This is a genomic window from Streptomyces sp. NPDC059897, from assembly GCF_042730865.1.
In the GTDB taxonomy this organism is placed as follows: Bacteria; Actinomycetota; Actinomycetes; order Streptomycetales; family Streptomycetaceae; genus Streptomyces.
The window spans coordinates 167,163-183,607 of the sequence record NZ_JBHWKQ010000001.1 but is presented as its reverse complement, the minus strand read 5'-3'; the positions used below and the strand labels follow the sequence as shown (position 1 = coordinate 183,607).

16 protein-coding genes are annotated in these 16,445 nt (G+C 70.2%); 7 read left to right on the top strand and 9 right to left on the bottom strand.

All coding sequences use genetic code 11. The features are described from left to right. The first annotated feature begins 354 nt into the window (after positions 1-354). Positions 355-894: a winged helix-turn-helix domain-containing protein gene (locus ACFV9W_RS00875; protein WP_385753947.1), complete on the top strand. Its 540-nt coding sequence runs from the start codon at positions 355-357 to the stop codon at positions 892-894. Beyond that, positions 891-1,442 carry a transposase gene (locus ACFV9W_RS00870; protein WP_385753944.1) on the top strand — a complete coding sequence of 184 codons (552 nt, stop codon included), beginning with the start codon at positions 891-893 and terminating at the stop codon, positions 1,440-1,442. Before ACFV9W_RS00875 ends, ACFV9W_RS00870 begins: the two co-directional genes overlap by 4 nt. A gap of 268 nt (positions 1,443-1,710) precedes the next feature. On the opposite strand, the gene ACFV9W_RS00865 is transcribed toward ACFV9W_RS00870, so the two are convergent. Then, positions 1,711-2,382, bottom strand: coding sequence for a hypothetical protein (locus tag ACFV9W_RS00865; protein ID WP_385753943.1), 672 nt, complete (start codon positions 2,380-2,382; stop codon positions 1,711-1,713). Positions 2,383-2,464: 82 nt separating this feature from the next. Beyond that, positions 2,465-2,917, bottom strand: coding sequence for a hypothetical protein (locus ACFV9W_RS00860; protein WP_385753940.1), 453 nt, complete (start codon positions 2,915-2,917; stop codon positions 2,465-2,467). Here ACFV9W_RS00860 and ACFV9W_RS00855 point away from each other — a divergent pair. After that, positions 2,916-3,134 carry a hypothetical protein gene (locus tag ACFV9W_RS00855; RefSeq protein ID WP_385753938.1) on the top strand — a complete coding sequence of 73 codons (219 nt, stop codon included), beginning with the start codon at positions 2,916-2,918 and terminating at the stop codon, positions 3,132-3,134. The genes ACFV9W_RS00860 and ACFV9W_RS00855 overlap by 2 nt on opposite strands. Before the next feature lie 68 nt (positions 3,135-3,202). Here the strand turns inward: ACFV9W_RS00855 and ACFV9W_RS00850 are convergent, their stop codons facing one another. The 3 genes from ACFV9W_RS00850 to ACFV9W_RS00840 form a co-directional block, all read right to left on the bottom strand. After that, the gene (locus tag ACFV9W_RS00850) at positions 3,203-3,730 is read right to left on the bottom strand and encodes a hypothetical protein (protein ID WP_385753935.1); all 528 of its coding nucleotides are present in this window, start codon (positions 3,728-3,730) and stop codon (positions 3,203-3,205) included. Positions 3,731-4,215: 485 nt separating this feature from the next. Beyond that, positions 4,216-4,407 carry a CsbD family protein gene (locus ACFV9W_RS00845; RefSeq protein WP_385753932.1) on the bottom strand — a complete coding sequence of 64 codons (192 nt, stop codon included), beginning with the start codon at positions 4,405-4,407 and terminating at the stop codon, positions 4,216-4,218. 162 nt (positions 4,408-4,569) lie between these two features. After that, positions 4,570-5,412, bottom strand: a complete 843-nt coding sequence (locus tag ACFV9W_RS00840) for an SDR family oxidoreductase (RefSeq protein ID WP_385753929.1) — start codon at positions 5,410-5,412, stop codon at positions 4,570-4,572. A gap of 103 nt (positions 5,413-5,515) precedes the next feature. Between ACFV9W_RS00840 and ACFV9W_RS00835 the strand changes: the two genes are divergently transcribed. Next, entirely contained in the window at positions 5,516-5,899 is a 384-nt protein-coding gene (locus ACFV9W_RS00835; RefSeq protein WP_385753927.1) for a winged helix-turn-helix transcriptional regulator, read from the top strand. 49 nt (positions 5,900-5,948) lie between these two features. After that, positions 5,949-6,653 carry a hypothetical protein gene (locus ACFV9W_RS00830; protein WP_385753924.1) on the top strand — a complete coding sequence of 235 codons (705 nt, stop codon included), beginning with the start codon at positions 5,949-5,951 and terminating at the stop codon, positions 6,651-6,653. 241 nt (positions 6,654-6,894) lie between these two features. On the opposite strand, the gene ACFV9W_RS00825 is transcribed toward ACFV9W_RS00830, so the two are convergent. The 4 genes from ACFV9W_RS00825 to bglX all read right to left on the bottom strand — a co-directional run bounded on the left by ACFV9W_RS00825 (position 6,895) and on the right by bglX (position 11,256). Beyond that, positions 6,895-7,071 carry a hypothetical protein gene (locus ACFV9W_RS00825; protein WP_385753921.1) on the bottom strand — a complete coding sequence of 59 codons (177 nt, stop codon included), beginning with the start codon at positions 7,069-7,071 and terminating at the stop codon, positions 6,895-6,897. A gap of 134 nt (positions 7,072-7,205) precedes the next feature. Further along, positions 7,206-8,030, bottom strand: coding sequence for an SAM-dependent methyltransferase (locus ACFV9W_RS00820; RefSeq protein ID WP_385753919.1), 825 nt, complete (start codon positions 8,028-8,030; stop codon positions 7,206-7,208). Between the two features lie 86 nt (positions 8,031-8,116). Beyond that, positions 8,117-8,908 carry a crotonase/enoyl-CoA hydratase family protein gene (locus tag ACFV9W_RS00815; RefSeq protein ID WP_385753916.1) on the bottom strand — a complete coding sequence of 264 codons (792 nt, stop codon included), beginning with the start codon at positions 8,906-8,908 and terminating at the stop codon, positions 8,117-8,119. Positions 8,909-8,973: 65 nt separating this feature from the next. After that, positions 8,974-11,256, bottom strand: a complete 2,283-nt coding sequence (gene bglX, locus ACFV9W_RS00810) for a beta-glucosidase BglX (protein WP_385753913.1) — start codon at positions 11,254-11,256, stop codon at positions 8,974-8,976. Between the two features lie 188 nt (positions 11,257-11,444). On the opposite strand from bglX, the gene ACFV9W_RS00805 reads away from it, so the two are divergent. Further along, positions 11,445-13,328, top strand: coding sequence for an ABC transporter ATP-binding protein (locus ACFV9W_RS00805; RefSeq protein WP_385754879.1), 1,884 nt, complete (start codon positions 11,445-11,447; stop codon positions 13,326-13,328). Positions 13,329-13,470: 142 nt separating this feature from the next. Continuing rightward, positions 13,471-16,233 (top strand): AAA family ATPase, encoded by a 2,763-nt coding sequence (locus tag ACFV9W_RS00800; protein WP_385753911.1) that lies wholly within the window; start codon positions 13,471-13,473, stop codon positions 16,231-16,233. Positions 16,234-16,445 lie beyond the last annotated feature (212 nt).

The window sequence follows — 16,445 nt, the reverse complement described above, 5'->3', positions numbered from 1 at the left end:
GTGACGCGCCGCGTGGGAGAGTGGCAACTCCAGCCCAGTCGGCGTCGAACGTGCAACGAGCCCCTGCCGTTTTGAACCGCGGGGACATGTGTATACGAGGGGATTGTCTCAGTATTTGTTGGACCACAACGAATGCTTCGAGCGGACGACCAGCTACGAGGATAGGAACTTCCGCGAGCGCCGCTGTACCGAATCGTGGGAGGGGAGTTGTGCATTCGCTCCAGTGGCAAGGCGTTCTGGGCGGACCGTCATTTCGACACCGAAGACGTCGCGATGGGGATCAGGCACTACTGAGCTTGAACTCGGGTTGTCGTAGCCGATGACAGGGCTTGATCCTCGCGGTACGCCGTTGTCATGAGGTATGCGCAAGGAGGCGGGCTGTCGGACGAGCGTCGGCTGTTCCGTGAGGGGATCCGCATGATGGCCGCCGAGCGGTTCGCGCAGGGTGAGCCGAGCTCGGCGATCGCGGAGGAGTTACGGGTCAGTGTCCGGTCGGTCCAGAGGTGGCGGCTGTTGTGGGACAAGGGCGGCTCGCGGACCCTGCGGTCTGCGGGATCTGCCTCGCCGCCCAGGCTGAGTGAGGCCCAGTTCGCCGTCCTAGAAGCGGAGTTGGTCAAGGGACCGGTTGCGCACGGCTGGCCGGATCAGCGGTGGACGCTGTCGAAGGTCAAGACCGTGATCGGCCGCCGGTTCCACAAGAGCTACACCCTGCAGGGCGTGCGCAAGCTGCTCATCCGGCACGGCTTCTCCTGCCAGGTGCCGGCCAGACGGGCCGTCGAACGCGACGAGGAGCAGGTCACTGGCTGGGTGAAGGAGACCTGGCCACAGGTGGAAGGACTGCGGCGGCGCTCGACGCCTGGATCGTCTTCGAGGACGAGTCCGGCTTCTCGATGACGCCGCCGGTGGCTCGCACGTGGGCTCGGCGCGGGCAGACGCCGGTGATCCGGGTCCGTGGCCGCTCCCGCCGCCGGATCTCGATCGCCGCGCTGGCCTGCTACAAACCGGGCCAGCGCTCCCGGCTGATCTACCGGCCGCGTCGCGACGACGGTCGCCGTGACGGGCGCAAGAGCTTCGCCTGGACCGACTACCGCGACTTACTCATCACCGCGCATCAGCAGCTCGGCGGGCCGATCGTGCTCGTCTGGGACAACCTCAACGTCCATCTCGCCTACGGCATGCGGCAGTTCATCGCCCGGCAGGACTGGCTGACCGTCTACCAGCTGCCCTCCTACGCACTCGACCTCAATCCGGTGGAGGGCATCTGGTCGCTTCTGCGGCGCGGCTGGCTGTCCAACACCGCTTTCACCACCCCCGAACACCTCATCCAAACCATCCGACACGGGATGAGGAAGATCCAGTATCGCCCTCACCTCATCGACGGACGCCTCGCCGGAACCGGGCTATCACTCAGCTCAACGACTCCACGAGTTCAAGCTCAGTAACGGCCGCCGCGATCCCACGGCCGCGGAGCACTTGACGGTTTCTCACCAGAGTGCTGCCGGCGTGCCGCCTGCGCCACCATCACACCGATGAGGACAACCCCGCAGACCGCGGCCAACGGCATCCACCTCTGCGAGAAGCTGATGAACATCAACAGCAGTGCGGCGACAAAGATCCCCGCATCAACACCAGAACGCATGCATCCCCCCGCAGATTTTCCGTCCGCCCCCGCTTCGCTACTTCGGCAGGGGGCGGGGGTGTTTCGTCGTGTCAGAAGTCGAGCTTCGCCTTGACGTCGGCGACGTTTGGCCCGCTGTCCGTGGCAGGCATCTTCCACGCGTGGGCCTGATCGTCGCCGTCGACGTAGACGAGCGTGCCGCCCTTCGCCTGCGCCGGAGTCAGGTCGAAGACCTGAGACCGCCACTGCCAACTGCCGGGCTGTACGGGGTCGGCGCCGTCGTACTTGTCGAACGCGACGGTCGACGAGTTCCCGCTGTCGAAGCCGATGGTCTCGCCGTCCGGGGTCCGCCACTGCCATCCGCCGCCGCTGACGGGGGCGGGCTCGTCGGCGGCCACAGCCGTCATTGCCTTGTCTTTCATCACGACGACAGCGAACAGCCCGTTCTTGGCGGTCGCGCCTGTCGACTTCTTCGTGAACACGACAGTGTCGGGCGTGATATGCAGAACCCCGGTGCCCTCGTCGCCGCCGGTTTGTGCGGACTCGCCGAGCGTCATGTCCTTCCCGGCGCCCGCGGCCTCTTCGGGGCCGGCGCTCGCGTCACCGCCCTCGTCGGAGCAGGACTGCATCCACTCGGCCTGGGTCAGGTTCTCGTCGGTGCAGTCGACCTTCTTCTTCGACCCCTTGACCGCGGCCGGCTTCGTCTCGGCCTTCTCTTCTCTGCTGCCACTTGCGGTCAGAGCGGTGAGTAGTAGACCAGCCATGGCTGCAGTAGCGCGAACGCGCATGATTCCCCCCAGAGCTGCGAGCACCCACACCCAGCGAGTGGTGCACCCTCGGTCCCGCTTACGAGCAGGCTTCGTCGAACTTCACGGCCTTGAACTCCACCGGCTGTCCGGTCAGCTTCGCCCCGGCCGCCGGGCTCTGAGTACACACCTGCCAGTTCGACTCCATGAACACGATGCGGTCGCTCCCCGACGCGTCCGTCACGTCGATCGAGGTGTTCGAAGGCAGGGCTCCGCGGGCCGCCTTCACCGACTTGCCCTTGAAATTGGGCATCTGGCCGGACGCCTTTGCCGGCTCCTGGTTGTCCGTTGCCGGGCACGACTCGTCGGTCTTTACCGCGCCGAAGTCGAGCATGGTCGTCGTGGCGACTTTGGTGCCTGCCTCCACGGACTGGCTGCAGACCTTCCAGTTTCGGTCGAACGCCTGCGACCGGCTGCGTCCCAGCGCGTCATGGGACGTGAGTACATGGAAGCCCTCCGACTGCGCTTCGTCCTGCGCCGACTGGAGGCCCATGCCCACGAACTTCGAAACCGCCTTCTTCTCCCCAACGGCCCCGGATGTGCTGGACGACGGACTGGTCGGCGTGCTGGTGCTCGGTGCAGCGGTCGACTTCGACGGCCTCGGGCCCGCGGTGTCCCCCGGGCCGCAAGCGACGAGAGTAGCGGCGGCGGTACAGAGCATGACGGTGCTGACGATGCGGGTGCGCATGGATTCCCCTTGGTGGTGCTGATTCCTACAGGCGGCGACGCCCGCTCCCATCGCGTCGGCGAGGGAGCGGGGCGATTCGTGAAGCGCGGGCTAGTCCCAGCCGCCCGTGAAGTTGCTGTTCACCTGCGCCGTGCAGATGTTGTAGCTGCCGGATGCGTGCCCCTTCTTCGTGTGGCCGTCGACCGTGACGGAACAGTTGATGTCCCCGCCACCCTGCAACTGCGCCGACACATGGAAGTAGAGGGCATCGTCGTTGACGGACAGCGTCTTCGTCATTGGCAGGCCTGAGCCGTCCCGGCTGTCGCTGTCGCTGCCGTACATCGTGTTGACGCCTGCCGGGGCAGACCCCCACACCTTGAAGACGACTTTCCCCGACGGGGCTTCATCTTCCGCCGGCTTTGCCGCGGGCTTCTTGGCGGGTGCTGCGGCCTTCGGCTTGGCCGTCTTGGTGACCGTCACGGTTGGCGCCGGCCTCGCCTTGCCGTCCTCGGCCGCGGGGCTCTTCGTCACGGTGACTGTGGGAGCAGGCTTCGTGTTCGCGACCGCCTTCTGCTCGCCGACACCGGACGCCCCGATACCGACGCCGACGAGCAGGATTACGAACGCGGCGGGGATCACGAACCGCTTCTTCGCCCACTTCGGACCGGATGGCGGGGGAGGGAAGCCCGGTCCCGGGAGCGCGGGCCCGGGTGGCACAGGCCCGCCGAACTGCGGCTGGTGAGGCGGCGGTTGGTTGTACGACATGAGTCCCCCAAGTGATGTCCGATGACTCATGACGGTAAGAGAGGATGCAGCGGCCATGAAAGAAATATGATGGAGTTGTGATGAAAGTGTGAACCTTCAAGAGGGTCCGGCGCTGCGTACCTGCGTGAAGCTGCTCCGGAAAGCCACGCGACGGACGCGCGCTTGAGTGTTGAGCATGCTAGGAGTGCAGACACAAGACGACTCGCCAACCGTTTTTTGCCGTCTGCATCGGTCCAGGTCGGCCGGAGCCATCCATGGTGATTGCTGTGCCAACGTCATGGATCACGACACTGACGATGCCGGTGATGCGCATGCGTGTGCCCTCCCGCTCGGCGGGAGGGCACACGGCGCGCGGGTGTCTACTTGTCGTCGTCGCGCAGGGAGTCGCGGAGGCCTTCGGCCTTGTCGCGGACGTTCTCGACGCCTTCCTTGGCCTTGCCGCGGGCTTGGTCGGCCTGTCCTTCGGTCTTCATCCGGTCGTTGCCGGTGACCTTGCCGGTCATCTCCTTGGCCTTGCCCTTGGCCTTGTTCATGGCGCTGTTGTCGCCCATGACTGCTCCTTGCGTGGTCGAGCGGGGGATTGCTGCAACGGTAGGAGCGCCTGGTGGGGGCCGCATCTTGTGCGGTCGCAGAGAGTGCGCCTGCGTACTGGGCGGGGCGCGGCTGAGGCCGTATCGCACCAGGCCGCCCCGGTGCTTCAGCCGGGTTCCGGCTCAGCGGAACGCCGCGACGTTCCGAGCCACCCAGTCGGCGAAGGGGTGCGGAGGGCGGCCGAGGACCCGTTTCACGTCCGGGCTGATGCGGAGTTCGGGCGGGGTCGGGGCGGAGATGATGTCCAGGGTGTCGTCCGCGAGTTCCGGTGGGACGGATCGGGTCATCGCGGATTTGGCTTCTGCGCGGGTGAGTTCGTGGAAGCGGATCGGCGAGCCGAGTGCCGCGGCGATGGTCTGTGACTGCTGGCGGGGCGTGATCACCTCGGGGCCGGTCAGTTCGAAGGTGCCGCCGGTGTGCCGGTCGTCCAGCAGGCAGGCCGCCGCGACCTCCGCGATGTCCGCCGGGTCGACGACCGGAACCCCGACGTCGCCGAAGGGTGCGGCGACCGTCCTTTGCGTACGGACGGACTCCGCCCACGCGAAGGCGTTGGAGGCGAAGCCGCCCGGTCGCAGGACCGCCCAGTCCAGGCCGGAGCGGCCGAGCGTGTTCTCCAGCGCGCGCATCGCGATCCGCGACGGGCCGAGCGGCCTCGTCGCCACGCCCTGCGAGGAGAGCAGGACGACTCGGCGGACCCCACGGGCCGCGGCCAGGTCGATGATGTCGGCCGGCCTGGCTCCGGGCGCGTGCAGGTCGCCGGACAGGAGGAGGAACAGGGCCTTGGCCCCGTCCAGGGCGGGGAGGAGGGTCTGGGGCTCGGTCAAGTCCGCCGGTATGTGCCGGACGCCGTCCGGCACGGTCGCCGCTGCGTGCCGCGACACCGCCGTCACCTGCTCGCCCGCTGTGGTCAGGGCCTGCGTCAAAGGTCGGCCCACATTCCCGGTAGCCCCGGTCACCACGATCATGTTCAGCTCCTGAGTCCGTTGTGTGCTGCTGTGTGCTGCGGCAATTGACGCTAGGAGGCTGGCTTACTTTTCGTAAGAACATACCCAGAGGTAAGCTCCGTACATGGGAGAAGGTGCGCAGCTGACGCGGGGCGAGCCGGGCAAGCGGTATGAGGTGTTTCACACCGACTGCCCCGCGCGCGATGTGGTCGACCACGTGACCAGCCGGTGGGGCATCTGGGTTTTGATCTCCTTGCGGAGCAGCGATCTTCGGTTCCACGAGCTGCGCGACAGCATCCAGGGCATCAGCGAGAAGATGCTCGCGCAGACGCTGCGCGCGCTGGTCCAGGACGACCTGGTCTGGCGGAAGGTCGAGCCGACGACCCCGCCCCAAGTCACGTACGGGCTGACCGGGTTCGGGCAGGACGTCGGCGCGCCGTTGGCGGACTTGTTCGACCGGATCACGGAGCGGTTGGCGGCGGACGGGGTCGAGCGGCCGCGGAAGTGACTGTTGGATGCCGCTTGAATGCGGAGCGCGGCGTCGGAATACTGGGAATGTGGCAACCGAGCCTCCAGATCGTGCCGCCTTCAGTGATGTCATCGGTCCATGGGCGGACGCCGGAGCCGAGCGCGACCGCCAGGCCGATGAGCGCGAGCGCCAGGCTGACGCGCGCGAGGAAGTCGCCGACGGGCGTGAGGTCACCGCTGACCTGCGTGAAGTCGGCGCCGACGAGCGCGAAAGGGCCCTGAACGCCCGGGAGGCAGTCTCGGACCGGCAGGCCCGCATCGTCGGTGAGGCGGTCCCCAGCCTGCTGGAGCGTTCGCAGGAGGCGAGTGAAAGGGCGCGGGCGCTGCTCGCGGCAAGCCATGCCCGGATGGCGCGTGCGGACGCCAACGTCGCTCGCGCGGAGGCCCACAAAGCACGCGAGGACTGGGCGGTTCAGCAGGAGATCGCCACTTCGGACCGGTTGCTCGGCGTCGAGGCCGTGTCGCGCCAGGGCAACCTGGACATCTACGTGCAGCAGCTGCAGGCGCGGTACCTCACGGCCGCCGCCAGGCTGGCCGACGCGCACGACATGGTGGCCAGGCACCACGAGCGCCTCGCTCAGAGTGACGGGCCGGGCGCCGAGGAGCACCGCATTCGGTCCCGCCAGGCCCGCCAGATGGCGCTGCACATCCGGACCGCGGCCCACGAGGTCGCCTGTCCGGAGAATGCCGCCGCGTCCCGTGAGCTGCCTCCCGATGCCCATCCCGTCCCGTGACGAGGCGTTGGCGGCCTGTGCTGTGGTCGGGCTGGGTGCACCGGTAGCCGCGCCGTACGCCCCCGGATCGCGGCCGGAGGTCCCCTGTGGAAGGCTCATGGGTGAAATGCCCCATTCCTCCCCAGGAGGTCCCATGTCCTCGAAGCGTCGTCGGAAGAAGAAGGCGCGCCGCAAGCACGCGGCGAATCACGGCTCTCGTCCGCAGTCCTGACCGCGGGGGCGGCTGCGGGGCGGGGTGGGGTCACGCGCGCTGCGCGAGCCCACCGTCGATCGCGGCCGCCCACTCCGTGACCAGCGTCTCGTACTCGGCGCGGTCCTCGGGGTTCAGATGCCCACCCGTGCGCGCCCACAGGTCACGAATCTGCTCGTTGACCACGTCGGCGGACCGTACGGTGCGTGGGGCTCGGATGGCGGACATGTGAAAGAGAGTAGGGGATCCGTACGCCTATTCGCTGCGGTCCGTCACGTGGTCATCGCCATGTGTGAGTTTGGTCATGCCTGTCGGCGTGAAGACTCCTGTCCCGCTCAAGTCACCCGTCCCCGTACGTCACTTCAGTTCTTGCGGCCCACCGCCCCGTACATCGGCACCGGGGACCCGTCCCGGTCCTCGTCGACGGCCAACTCCGGGTGCCAGTCGGGGAGCCAGACCACGCCGGGGTCCAGGATCTCGAGCCCGGTGCCCGTGAAGAACTTCGTCATCTCCTCGTGCGTGCGCGGCGCGAGCGTGACCCCGCCGGCCGCGTACATGTCGATCGCCTGCTGGGTGCGCGACGGATCGTAGTCCGCGGCCACATGGGACAGGACCAGATGGCTGCCCGCGGGCAGCGCGTCCACGAAGGTGCGCACGATGTCGTACGCGCCCTGGTCGTCCGGGATGAAGTGCAGCAGCGCGATCAGCGACACCGCGATCGGGCGCTCGAAGTCCAGGATCTCCCGGGCCAGTTCGATGATCCTGGCCGGTTCGCGGGCGTCGGCCTGGACGTAGCGGGTCGTGCCCTCCGGTGTGCCGCGCAGCAGCGCCTCGGCGTGCCGCAGCACGATCGGGTCGTTGTCGACGTACACGACGCTCGCCTCGGGTGCCGCGAGTTGAGCGATGCGGTGCAGGTTCGGCTCGGTCGGGATGCCGGTGCCGATGTCGAGGAACTGGGTGACGCCGCCGCGCGCCGCGAGCATCCGCGTCGCGCGGTGCATGAACCAACGGTTGTGCCGGGCCGCGTACTTGGCGGTCGGCTCAAGGGTGGTGATCTGGCGGCCGAGCTCCTCGTCCACCGGGTAGTTGTCCTTGCCGCCGAGGTACCAGTCGTACACGCGCGCCGGGTGCGGCCTGCTGGTGTCGATGCGCGGTGGAGTGGAGGACGTGTCGGGCGTCGAGGGCATGGGTGGCTGCAACTCCCTTGTCGACCGTGGATGTTCGATCGTGTGCACGAGCATCCTGCCGTATGGACGCGCGGCAGTACGCCGATTCAGGGCTGTTGGTCCGGCTTCTGGTCCTCGAACGACCCGTGTCGTCCCGATCCCGCCGCGAAGCGGCCCGCGCCTTCCAGTGCCCCGCTCAATACACCCATCCCGTAACGGAGTTCGGTGTCCATCGCCGTCTCCTCGTCCCGGCCGTGCTGCTCGCGCAGGGATGCCCGGTCGCTGCGCAGGCAGTCCTGCGGGAACGCGGCGATCTGCGCGGCCAGTTCCTGCGCCGCCGCACGGGAACCGCCGGGCGGGACGAGGCGGTTCGCGAGGCCGATTTCGTACGCCTCCCGGGCCTGGACCGGGCGGCCGGTCAGGATCAGGTCGCTCGCGCGGCTCTCGCCGATGAGGCGGGGGAGGCGGACCGTGCCTCCGTCGATGAGCGGCACGCCCCAGCGGCGGCAGAAGACGCCGAACACCGCGTCCTCCTCGGCGACCCGCAGATCGCACCACAGGGCGAGTTCGAGGCCGCCCGCCACCGCGTGACCGGCCACCGCCGCGATGACCGGCTTCGTCAGACGGAGGCGGGTCGGACCCATCGGCCCGTCCCCGTCCTCCGCCACCCGGTTCCCGCGTTCCGTGCCGATCGCCTTGAGGTCGGCGCCCGCGCAGAACGTGCCGCCCTCGCCCCACAGGACGGCGACCCGCGCCGACTCGTCTGCCTCGAACGCGCGGAAGGCGTCGGCCAGTTGAGCCGCCGTGGGTCCGTCGACCGCGTTGCGGGCCTCGGGGCGGGACAGGACGACCGTGGTGACCGGGCCTTCGCGTTCCACGCGGACGGACGACGGTGACATGAAGGGCACCTTTCGGCGGAGCGGAGGGCGGGCCGGGCGGGCCGGTTGGCCGGCCCACGTGACGACTAGCTGACGGTGAGCTTCAGCTTGGCATCCGCCGTCGAACTGTTCCCGACGTACAGCTCGAACGACCCCTCCTCGACGCGGAATTCGCCACTGGGATCGTTCGTCCAGAAGCCCAGGTCCTCCGCGCCGAGCTGGAAGCGGACCGTCGTCGACGCGCCCTTGTCGAGGGTGACCCGCTTGAACCCGCGCAGCCTGCGCACCGGTTGGGTCAGCGAGGCCGCCACATCGCGTACGTACAGCTGCGCGACCTCGTCGCCGGAGCGCGAGCCCGTGTTGCGGACCTCCACCGAGACCTCGAAGGTGTCGCCCTTGCGCAGGGCGCCCGCCGAGATCGAGGAGCGGCTCAGCTTCGGCGTGCCGAAGGCGAACGTCGTGTAGCTGAGGCCGTACCCGAAGGGGAACTGCGGCGTCGGCGGCAGGTCCAGGTACTTCGACGTGAACTTGTTGTCCTTGTCGTACGGGCGGCCCGTCGACTCGTGGTTGTAGTGGATCGGGATCTGGCCGGTCGTGCGCGGGAAGGACACCGGGAGCTTGCCGCCCGGGTTCACTGTGCCGAACAGCACGTCCGCGATCGCGTTGCCCGCCTCGATGCCGGGGTGCCACGCCTCCAGGACGGCCGGTGCGCTGTCCAGCCAGTCGCCGACGGTGAACGGACGGCCGCCCACCAGGACGACCACGAACGGCTTGCCCGTGTCGGCGATCGCCGCGATCAGCTTCTCCTGCGCGCCCGGCAGCGAGATGTCGCTGCGGGCCGCCGCCTCGCCGCTCATCGACGGCGGCTCGCCGACGACCACGACCGTGACGTCCGCCGCCTTCGCCGCGGCCACCGCGTCGGGAATGCCGCCGGTGTCCTTGCCCTCCGGGTCGACGCCGCGGGCGTACGTGACTTTGGCGCCGGGAGCCGCCTTCTTGACCGCGTCGAGCACCTTCACCGAAGGGAACTTCTCGGCCGACGCGGGCACCACCCACGTACCGAGCAGGTCCGAGGAGTCGCCGAACGGGCCGACGACGGCCACGGACCCGGCCGACTTCTTCAGCGGAAGCGCGCCCTGCTCGTTCTTCAGCAGCACCATCGAGCGGGACGCCGCCGTGCGCGCGGCCTTGCGGGCGGCGGCCGAGGGCTCGTCGATCGCCTTCGACTCCTCCACGTACGGGTCGTCGAACAGGCCGAGTTCGTGCTTGAGGCGGAGCACGCGGGCCACCGCGTCGTCGATCCGCCGCTCCTCGACCTTCCCGGCGCGCACCAGCTTCTTGCCGTTGGTGAGGAGGTGGGTGCTGGTCATCTCCATGTCGACGCCGGCGTTGAGGGCGAGCCGCGCCGCGTCCGCGCCGTCCTCGGCGAAGCCGTGCGCGATCAGCTCCGAGACGCCGGTGTAGTCGCTGACGACCAGTCCCTCGAACCCCCACTCCTTCTTGAGGATGTCGGTGAGCGTGTGCGGATTGCCGTGCGCCGGGACGCCGCTGATCGTGTTGAAGGAGGCCATCACCGTGGCGGCGCCCGCGTCCAATGCCGCCTTGAACGGCGGGAGATAGAGGTTGCGCAGGCGCGACTCGGACACGTCGACCGTGTTGTAGTCGCGGCCGCCCTCCGCGCCCCCGTACGCCACGAAGTGCTTCGCGCAGGCGGCGACCGTGTCCTTCGACCCGTACCCGGAGCCCTGGTAGCCCTTGACCTTGGCCGCGGCGAACTTCGCGGTGAGATACGGGTCCTCGCCGTTGCCCTCGGCGATGCGGCCCCAGCGCGGCTCGTGGGTGACGTCCATCATCGGGGCGAACGTCCAGTGCACGCCGTTGGAGCGGGCCTCCTTGGCCGACACCTCGGCGTCCGAGCGGGCCACGTCCGGGTCGAAGCTGGACGCCTGGGCGAGCGGGATCGGGAAGTTGGTCCAGAAGCCGTGGATGACGTCGAGGCCGAACAGCAGCGGGATGCCGAGCCGGGACTCCTCGACGGCCAGGCGCTGCAGCTCGTTGGTGGTCTTCGCGCCGAAGATGCTGAACACGGAACCGACCCGTCCGGCGCGCGCCGCGTCCTCGACGGCCTTCGTCGTGCCGGAGCCCGGGTTGAGGTCGTAGGACCAGGGGAGCTGCTGGAGCTGACCCAGCTTCTCTTCGAGAGTCATACGTGCGAGGAGGCTCTGCACCTTGCTCTCGTAGCGCGCGGGCGGTGCGGCGGTATCGGTGGTGGCCGCGTATGCGGTGGCAGTCTGGCTGGTAGTGATGGCGCCCGCGGCCGTGGTGACACCGATGGCGGACAGCAGGGTACGTCTGCGCAGCTCCGGCATGCCTTCGCTTCCCGATCGTACGGGGCCCACAACTCGTGTAATGGGCACAAGAATTGAAGCGAAGTTACGTTCCGGTTACCCGAGGGTCAAGGGGTGCGACCGGGGTGTCGGATCGCGTTCGATGCCGTCCGCGACCCCGCGCCCTTGACCTCAAGATTGGTTGAGGTTCTACCGTCATCGGCATGAGCATGGAGACCACAGCCTGGACGCAGCTGTACAGCGTCATGAATGCCCAGGACGGCGGGCCCAAGGGCCGTCCCTTCGCCCGTGCGACCCTGCGAAGGATCGCCGTCTTCGCCCGGCCGCACCGGCGTCGCATCGCCCAGTTCGTGTTCCTGAGCATCCTGACCGCGCTGCTCGCCGTGGCGACGCCGATGCTCGCGGGCACGGTCGTCAACGCGATCGTCGGCGGCGATGACGCGGGCCACGTCGTCCGCCTCGCCCTCCTCATCGCGGTCATCGCGCTCGCCGAGGCGGGGATCGGGCTGCTGGCCCGCTGGCTCTCGGCGAACCTCGGCGAAAGCCTCATCCTCGACCTGCGGACCGCCGTCTTCGACCACGTACAGCGGATGCCCGTCGCCTTCTTCACCAGGACCCGCACGGGAGCCCTGGTCAGCCGCCTCAACAACGACGTGATCGGCGCGCAGCGGGCCTTCAGCAACACACTGTCCGGCGTGGTCGGCAACGTGGTCACGCTGATCCTGACCCTGGCCGTCATGCTGACGCTGTCCTGGCAGATCACGCTGCTCGCCCTCGTCCTCCTGCCGGTCTTCGTGCTCCCCGCCCGCCGCATGGGCTCCCGCATGGCCCGCCTCCAGCGCGAGGCCGCCGCGCACAACGCCGCCATGGGGACGCGGATGACCGAGCGGTTCTCCGCGCCCGGCGCGACGCTGATCAAGCTGTTCGGGCGGCCCGGCGACGAGTCCGCCGAGTTCGCGGAGCGCGCGCGGCGGGTCCGGGACATCGGCGTGCGCACCGCCATGGCGCAGTCGGCGTTCATCACCGCGCTCACCCTCGTCTCCGCCCTCGCGCTCGCCCTGGTGTACGGCCTCGGCGGCTACTTCGCGCTGACCGGCACCCTCAAGGCGGGCGCCGTCGTCTCCCTGGCGCTGCTGCTGACCCGCCTGTACGCGCCGCTCACCTCGCTCGCCGGCGCCCGCGTCGAGGTCATGAGCGCGCTCGTCAGCTTCGAGCGGGTCTTCGAGGTGCTCGACCTCAAGCCGCTCATCGAGGAGAAGCCCGACGCCCGGGAGATCCCGGACGGCCCGGTCGCCGTCGAGTTCGACGACGTCCGCTTCGCCTACCCGTCCGCCGACAAGGTCTCGCTGGCCTCGCTCGAAGAGGTCGCATCCCTCGACACGCGCGGCGGCGCCGAGGTGCTGCACGGCGTCTCCTTCCGCGCCGAACCCGGCCAGACGGTCGCGCTCGTCGGCTCGTCCGGAGCCGGCAAGTCGACCATCGCGTCACTGCTGCCGCGGCTCTACGACACCGATGGCGGGGCCGTCCGCATCGGCGGCCTCGACGTGCGTGACACCAGCGCCGTCTCGCTGCGCGCCACGCTCGGCATGGTCACCCAGGACGGCCACCTCTTCCACGACAGCATCCGCGCCAACCTGCTGCTCGCCCGCCCCGAGGCGAGTGAGGCCGAGCTGTGGGACGTGCTGACCAGGGCCCGGCTCGACGCGCTCGTCCGCGATCTGCCGGACGGCCTGGACACGGTCGTCGGCGAGCGCGGCTACCGCCTCTCCGGCGGGGAGCGGCAGCGCATGACCATCGCCCGGCTGCTCCTGGCCCGCCAGCGCGTCGTCATCCTCGACGAGGCCACCGCGCACCTCGACAACACGTCGGAGGCGGCGGTGCAGGAGGCGCTCGCCGAGGCGCTGGAGGGGCGTACGGCGGTCGTCATCGCCCACCGCCTGTCCACGATCCGCTCCGCGGACCAGATCCTCGTGGTGGAGGACGGGCGGGTCGTGGAGCGGGGAACGCATGAGGAGTTGGTGGCGCGGGGCGGGCGGTACGACGAGCTGTACCGGACGCAGTTCGGCGGAGCGGAGGTCGCGGAGGCGGCGTGACCAGGCACCGTGGTTGCGGACGCGGGGCTCTGCCCCGGACCCCGCTGCTCAATCGCCGCAGGGGCTGGACCTACCCAACCCGCAACTACGGCAGGCCAGTTGGCAACTCCCGCCCAACGTGACCGCGGGTTACCCTGACCGCATGCTGGTGGGTCGTACAGCGGAATGCGCGCGCCTCGCGGACCTCGTCGACGGCGCGCGCACCGGTCGCAGCGCCGCCCTGGTCGTCCGCGGCGAGGCGGGCATCGGGAAGACCAGTCTGCTCGGGTACGCCGAGTCCGTCGCCCGCGACCTCACGCGGCTGCGTACGCAGGGCATCGAGGCCGAGTGCGAACTGCCGTACGTGGGGCTCGCGGACCTGTTCCGGCCGGTCACCGACCACCTGGACCGGATCCCCGAACGGCAGGCGGCCGCGCTGACCGGTGCGCTGGCCCTCGGCCCGGCCGTCGCGCAGGACCGGTTCGCGGTCGCCGCCGGAACGCTCAGCCTGCTGGGCGCGATCAGCGAGTCCGGCCCTGTCCTGGTCGTCGTCGACGACGCGCAGTGGCTCGACCCGTACTCCCTGGACGCCCTCGCCTTCGCGACCCGCCGCCTGGGCCGCGAGGGCGTGGTCGCCCTCTTCGCCACCCGCGACAGCGACGAGACCGCGTCCCGCCTCGCGCCCGTGGAGTCCCTGAGCCTCCAGGGGCTCGACGCCGGGGCGGCCCGCGAACTCGTCGCGGAGGAGGCCGCGCGGCCGCTGCCGCCGCACGACGTCCAGTGGCTGCTGTCCGAGGCCCGCGGCAATCCGCTCGCCCTCGTCGAACTCCCCGCCCTGCTCGCCCACGGCGGCCACCGCCCCGACACCGGCGCCCCGCTGCCCATCGGCGACATCCTCGCCCGCACCTTCCACAGCGCCATCACCCGGCTCCCGGACGCCACCCGGGACGCCATGCTGCTGCTCGCGGTCCTCGGCCCCCGACCGCTCGCCGGAACCGAACGGGTGCTGCGGGCCCACGAGTTGACCTACGCCGACCTCGAACCTGCCGAGCGGGCGGGCCTGATGACCGTGGAGGAAGGCGCGTACATCTTCCGCCACCCGCTCGTCCGCTCCGGCGTCTACCACGGGGCGAGCGCTGTCCGCCGCTGGCGCGCGCACCGCACCGTTGCGCGGGCCCTCCAGGGCGCCCGTGCCCCCGCCGCGCTCGAACGCTACGCCTGGCACCTGTCCGAATCGGGCGCCGACCCCGACGAGGACGTCGCCGCCGCGCTCGCGAAAGCGGCCTCCGGCGGCCCCGCGAGCCTCACCTTCCCGCTCGCCGCCCGCCTGTACGCCCACGCCGCCCGCTTCACCCCCGACGACGAGGGCAAGGCGCGGCGCCTCCTCGCCGCGGCCCGCGCCGCCCAGGCCGCCGGCTCCCTCGACGAGGCCGCCGACCTCCTGGACCGCGCCCTCGACCACGCCGCCCACGAACGCACCCGCCTGGAACTGCGCCAACTGCGCTGCTACGTCGACATCCAGCGCGGCCGACCCGCCCGCGCACGCGAGCAGCTGCGGTCCGCCGTCGACGAGGCCAGGCGCGTCGATCCGGTGCTCGCCGCCGTCATGCTCGGCGGCATCACCCTCACCGAACTCGCCATCGGCGACCTCACGGCGGCCCGTGCCACATCCGCCGAGTCGATGCAGCTCGCGGACGCGTTCGGCGACGCGTCGGCGGCCCTGCCCGTACGCCTGCTGCACGCGCTCGTCGAACTCCTCGGCGGCGACGCGGAAGAGGGCCGCGGCCTGCTCCACGAGCTCGAAAAGCCGCTGGCCGCACCGGACTTGTCCTTCCCGTACCCGGTCTCGGGTGTCGGTGGCCTCTGCTACCTGGCCACGGAGGAACTGGACCAGGGCCACGCCCTGCTCGACCGCGCGGTGCACGCCGCCCGCTCCTCCAGCACGGTGGGTCTCCTCGCCCACCTCCTCGGCACGCTCTCCGTCGTCGAGTTCTGGCGCGGCGAGTGGAACGCCTCGCTCGCCCACGCCGACGAGTCCGCCCGGCTCGGCGAGGACACCGGACGCGTCATCGAGGTGTGCCGCGCACTGGCGGCACAGGCCCGCACGGAAGCGGTCCTGGGCAGGGAGGCGGACTGCCGCAGCCACGAGGCGCAGTGCCGCTCCCTGGCCGCGGCCGCCGAACTCCCCATGGACGCCGCACGCGCGCGTGGCGCCCTCGGCCTCCTCGAACTCGGCCTCGGCCACTACGAGGAGGCGGCGTCCCACCTGGAAGAGGTACGCGCCTTCTCCCTCGCCAACGGCCGCGGCGACGGCCTCTACCTCTCCTGGGCCGCCGACCTCGCCGAGGCCTACGTCCACCTCCACCGCACAGACGAGGCGTACGAGGTGCTGCGCGTCCTGGAGCACGAGGCGGGCCGGGGCAGGCGCCCCATCACGGCTGCCGCGGCGGCCCGCTGCCGCGGCATGCTCGAACCGGCCTACGCCGAGCGGCACATGGACCGCGCCCTGGCCCATCTCGGCGACGTCCAGGCCCCGTTCGAGCGGGGCCGCACCGACTTCGCGTGCGGCGAGCTGTTGCGCCGCCTCGGCCGCCGCAGCGAGGCGCGGCGCCGACTCCAGCGGGCCCTCGCCACGTTCGAGCGGCTCGGCGCGGTGGGCTGGGCGTCCCGCGCCGCCGCCGAACTCCACGCCGCGGGCGGCGACCGGGTCGACGCGGGCCCCACACCGCTCGACGGCCTGACTCCTCAGGAACTCCGCGTGGCCCTGGCGGTCGGCCGCGGTGTCACCAACCACGAAGCGGCGGAGCTGCTCTTCCTCAGCGTCAAGACGGTCGAGTTCCACCTCGGCAACATCTACCGGAAGCTGGACGGGGTGCACCGGCGGGCCCAACTGGTGCGCCTGCTCAGCGAGTCGGCGCATCCCTGACGCGCCTTCGCGGTACGCACAGACAGTGGGGGTGCCCGCGCCGGGCACCCCCCGTCCCCCGTATCCCCCGTGGGTTCCCCGTTGTTTCCCCCGTCGGATCCCCCGTGTCGAAAGCCCCCGTGTGCTTTCGTGTCTCCACGATGGACCCGGCCGGGCCCCTGGGCCACGGGGAAAACCCTGGGATCGGGGGCCAGGGGCCTACGACGAACTGT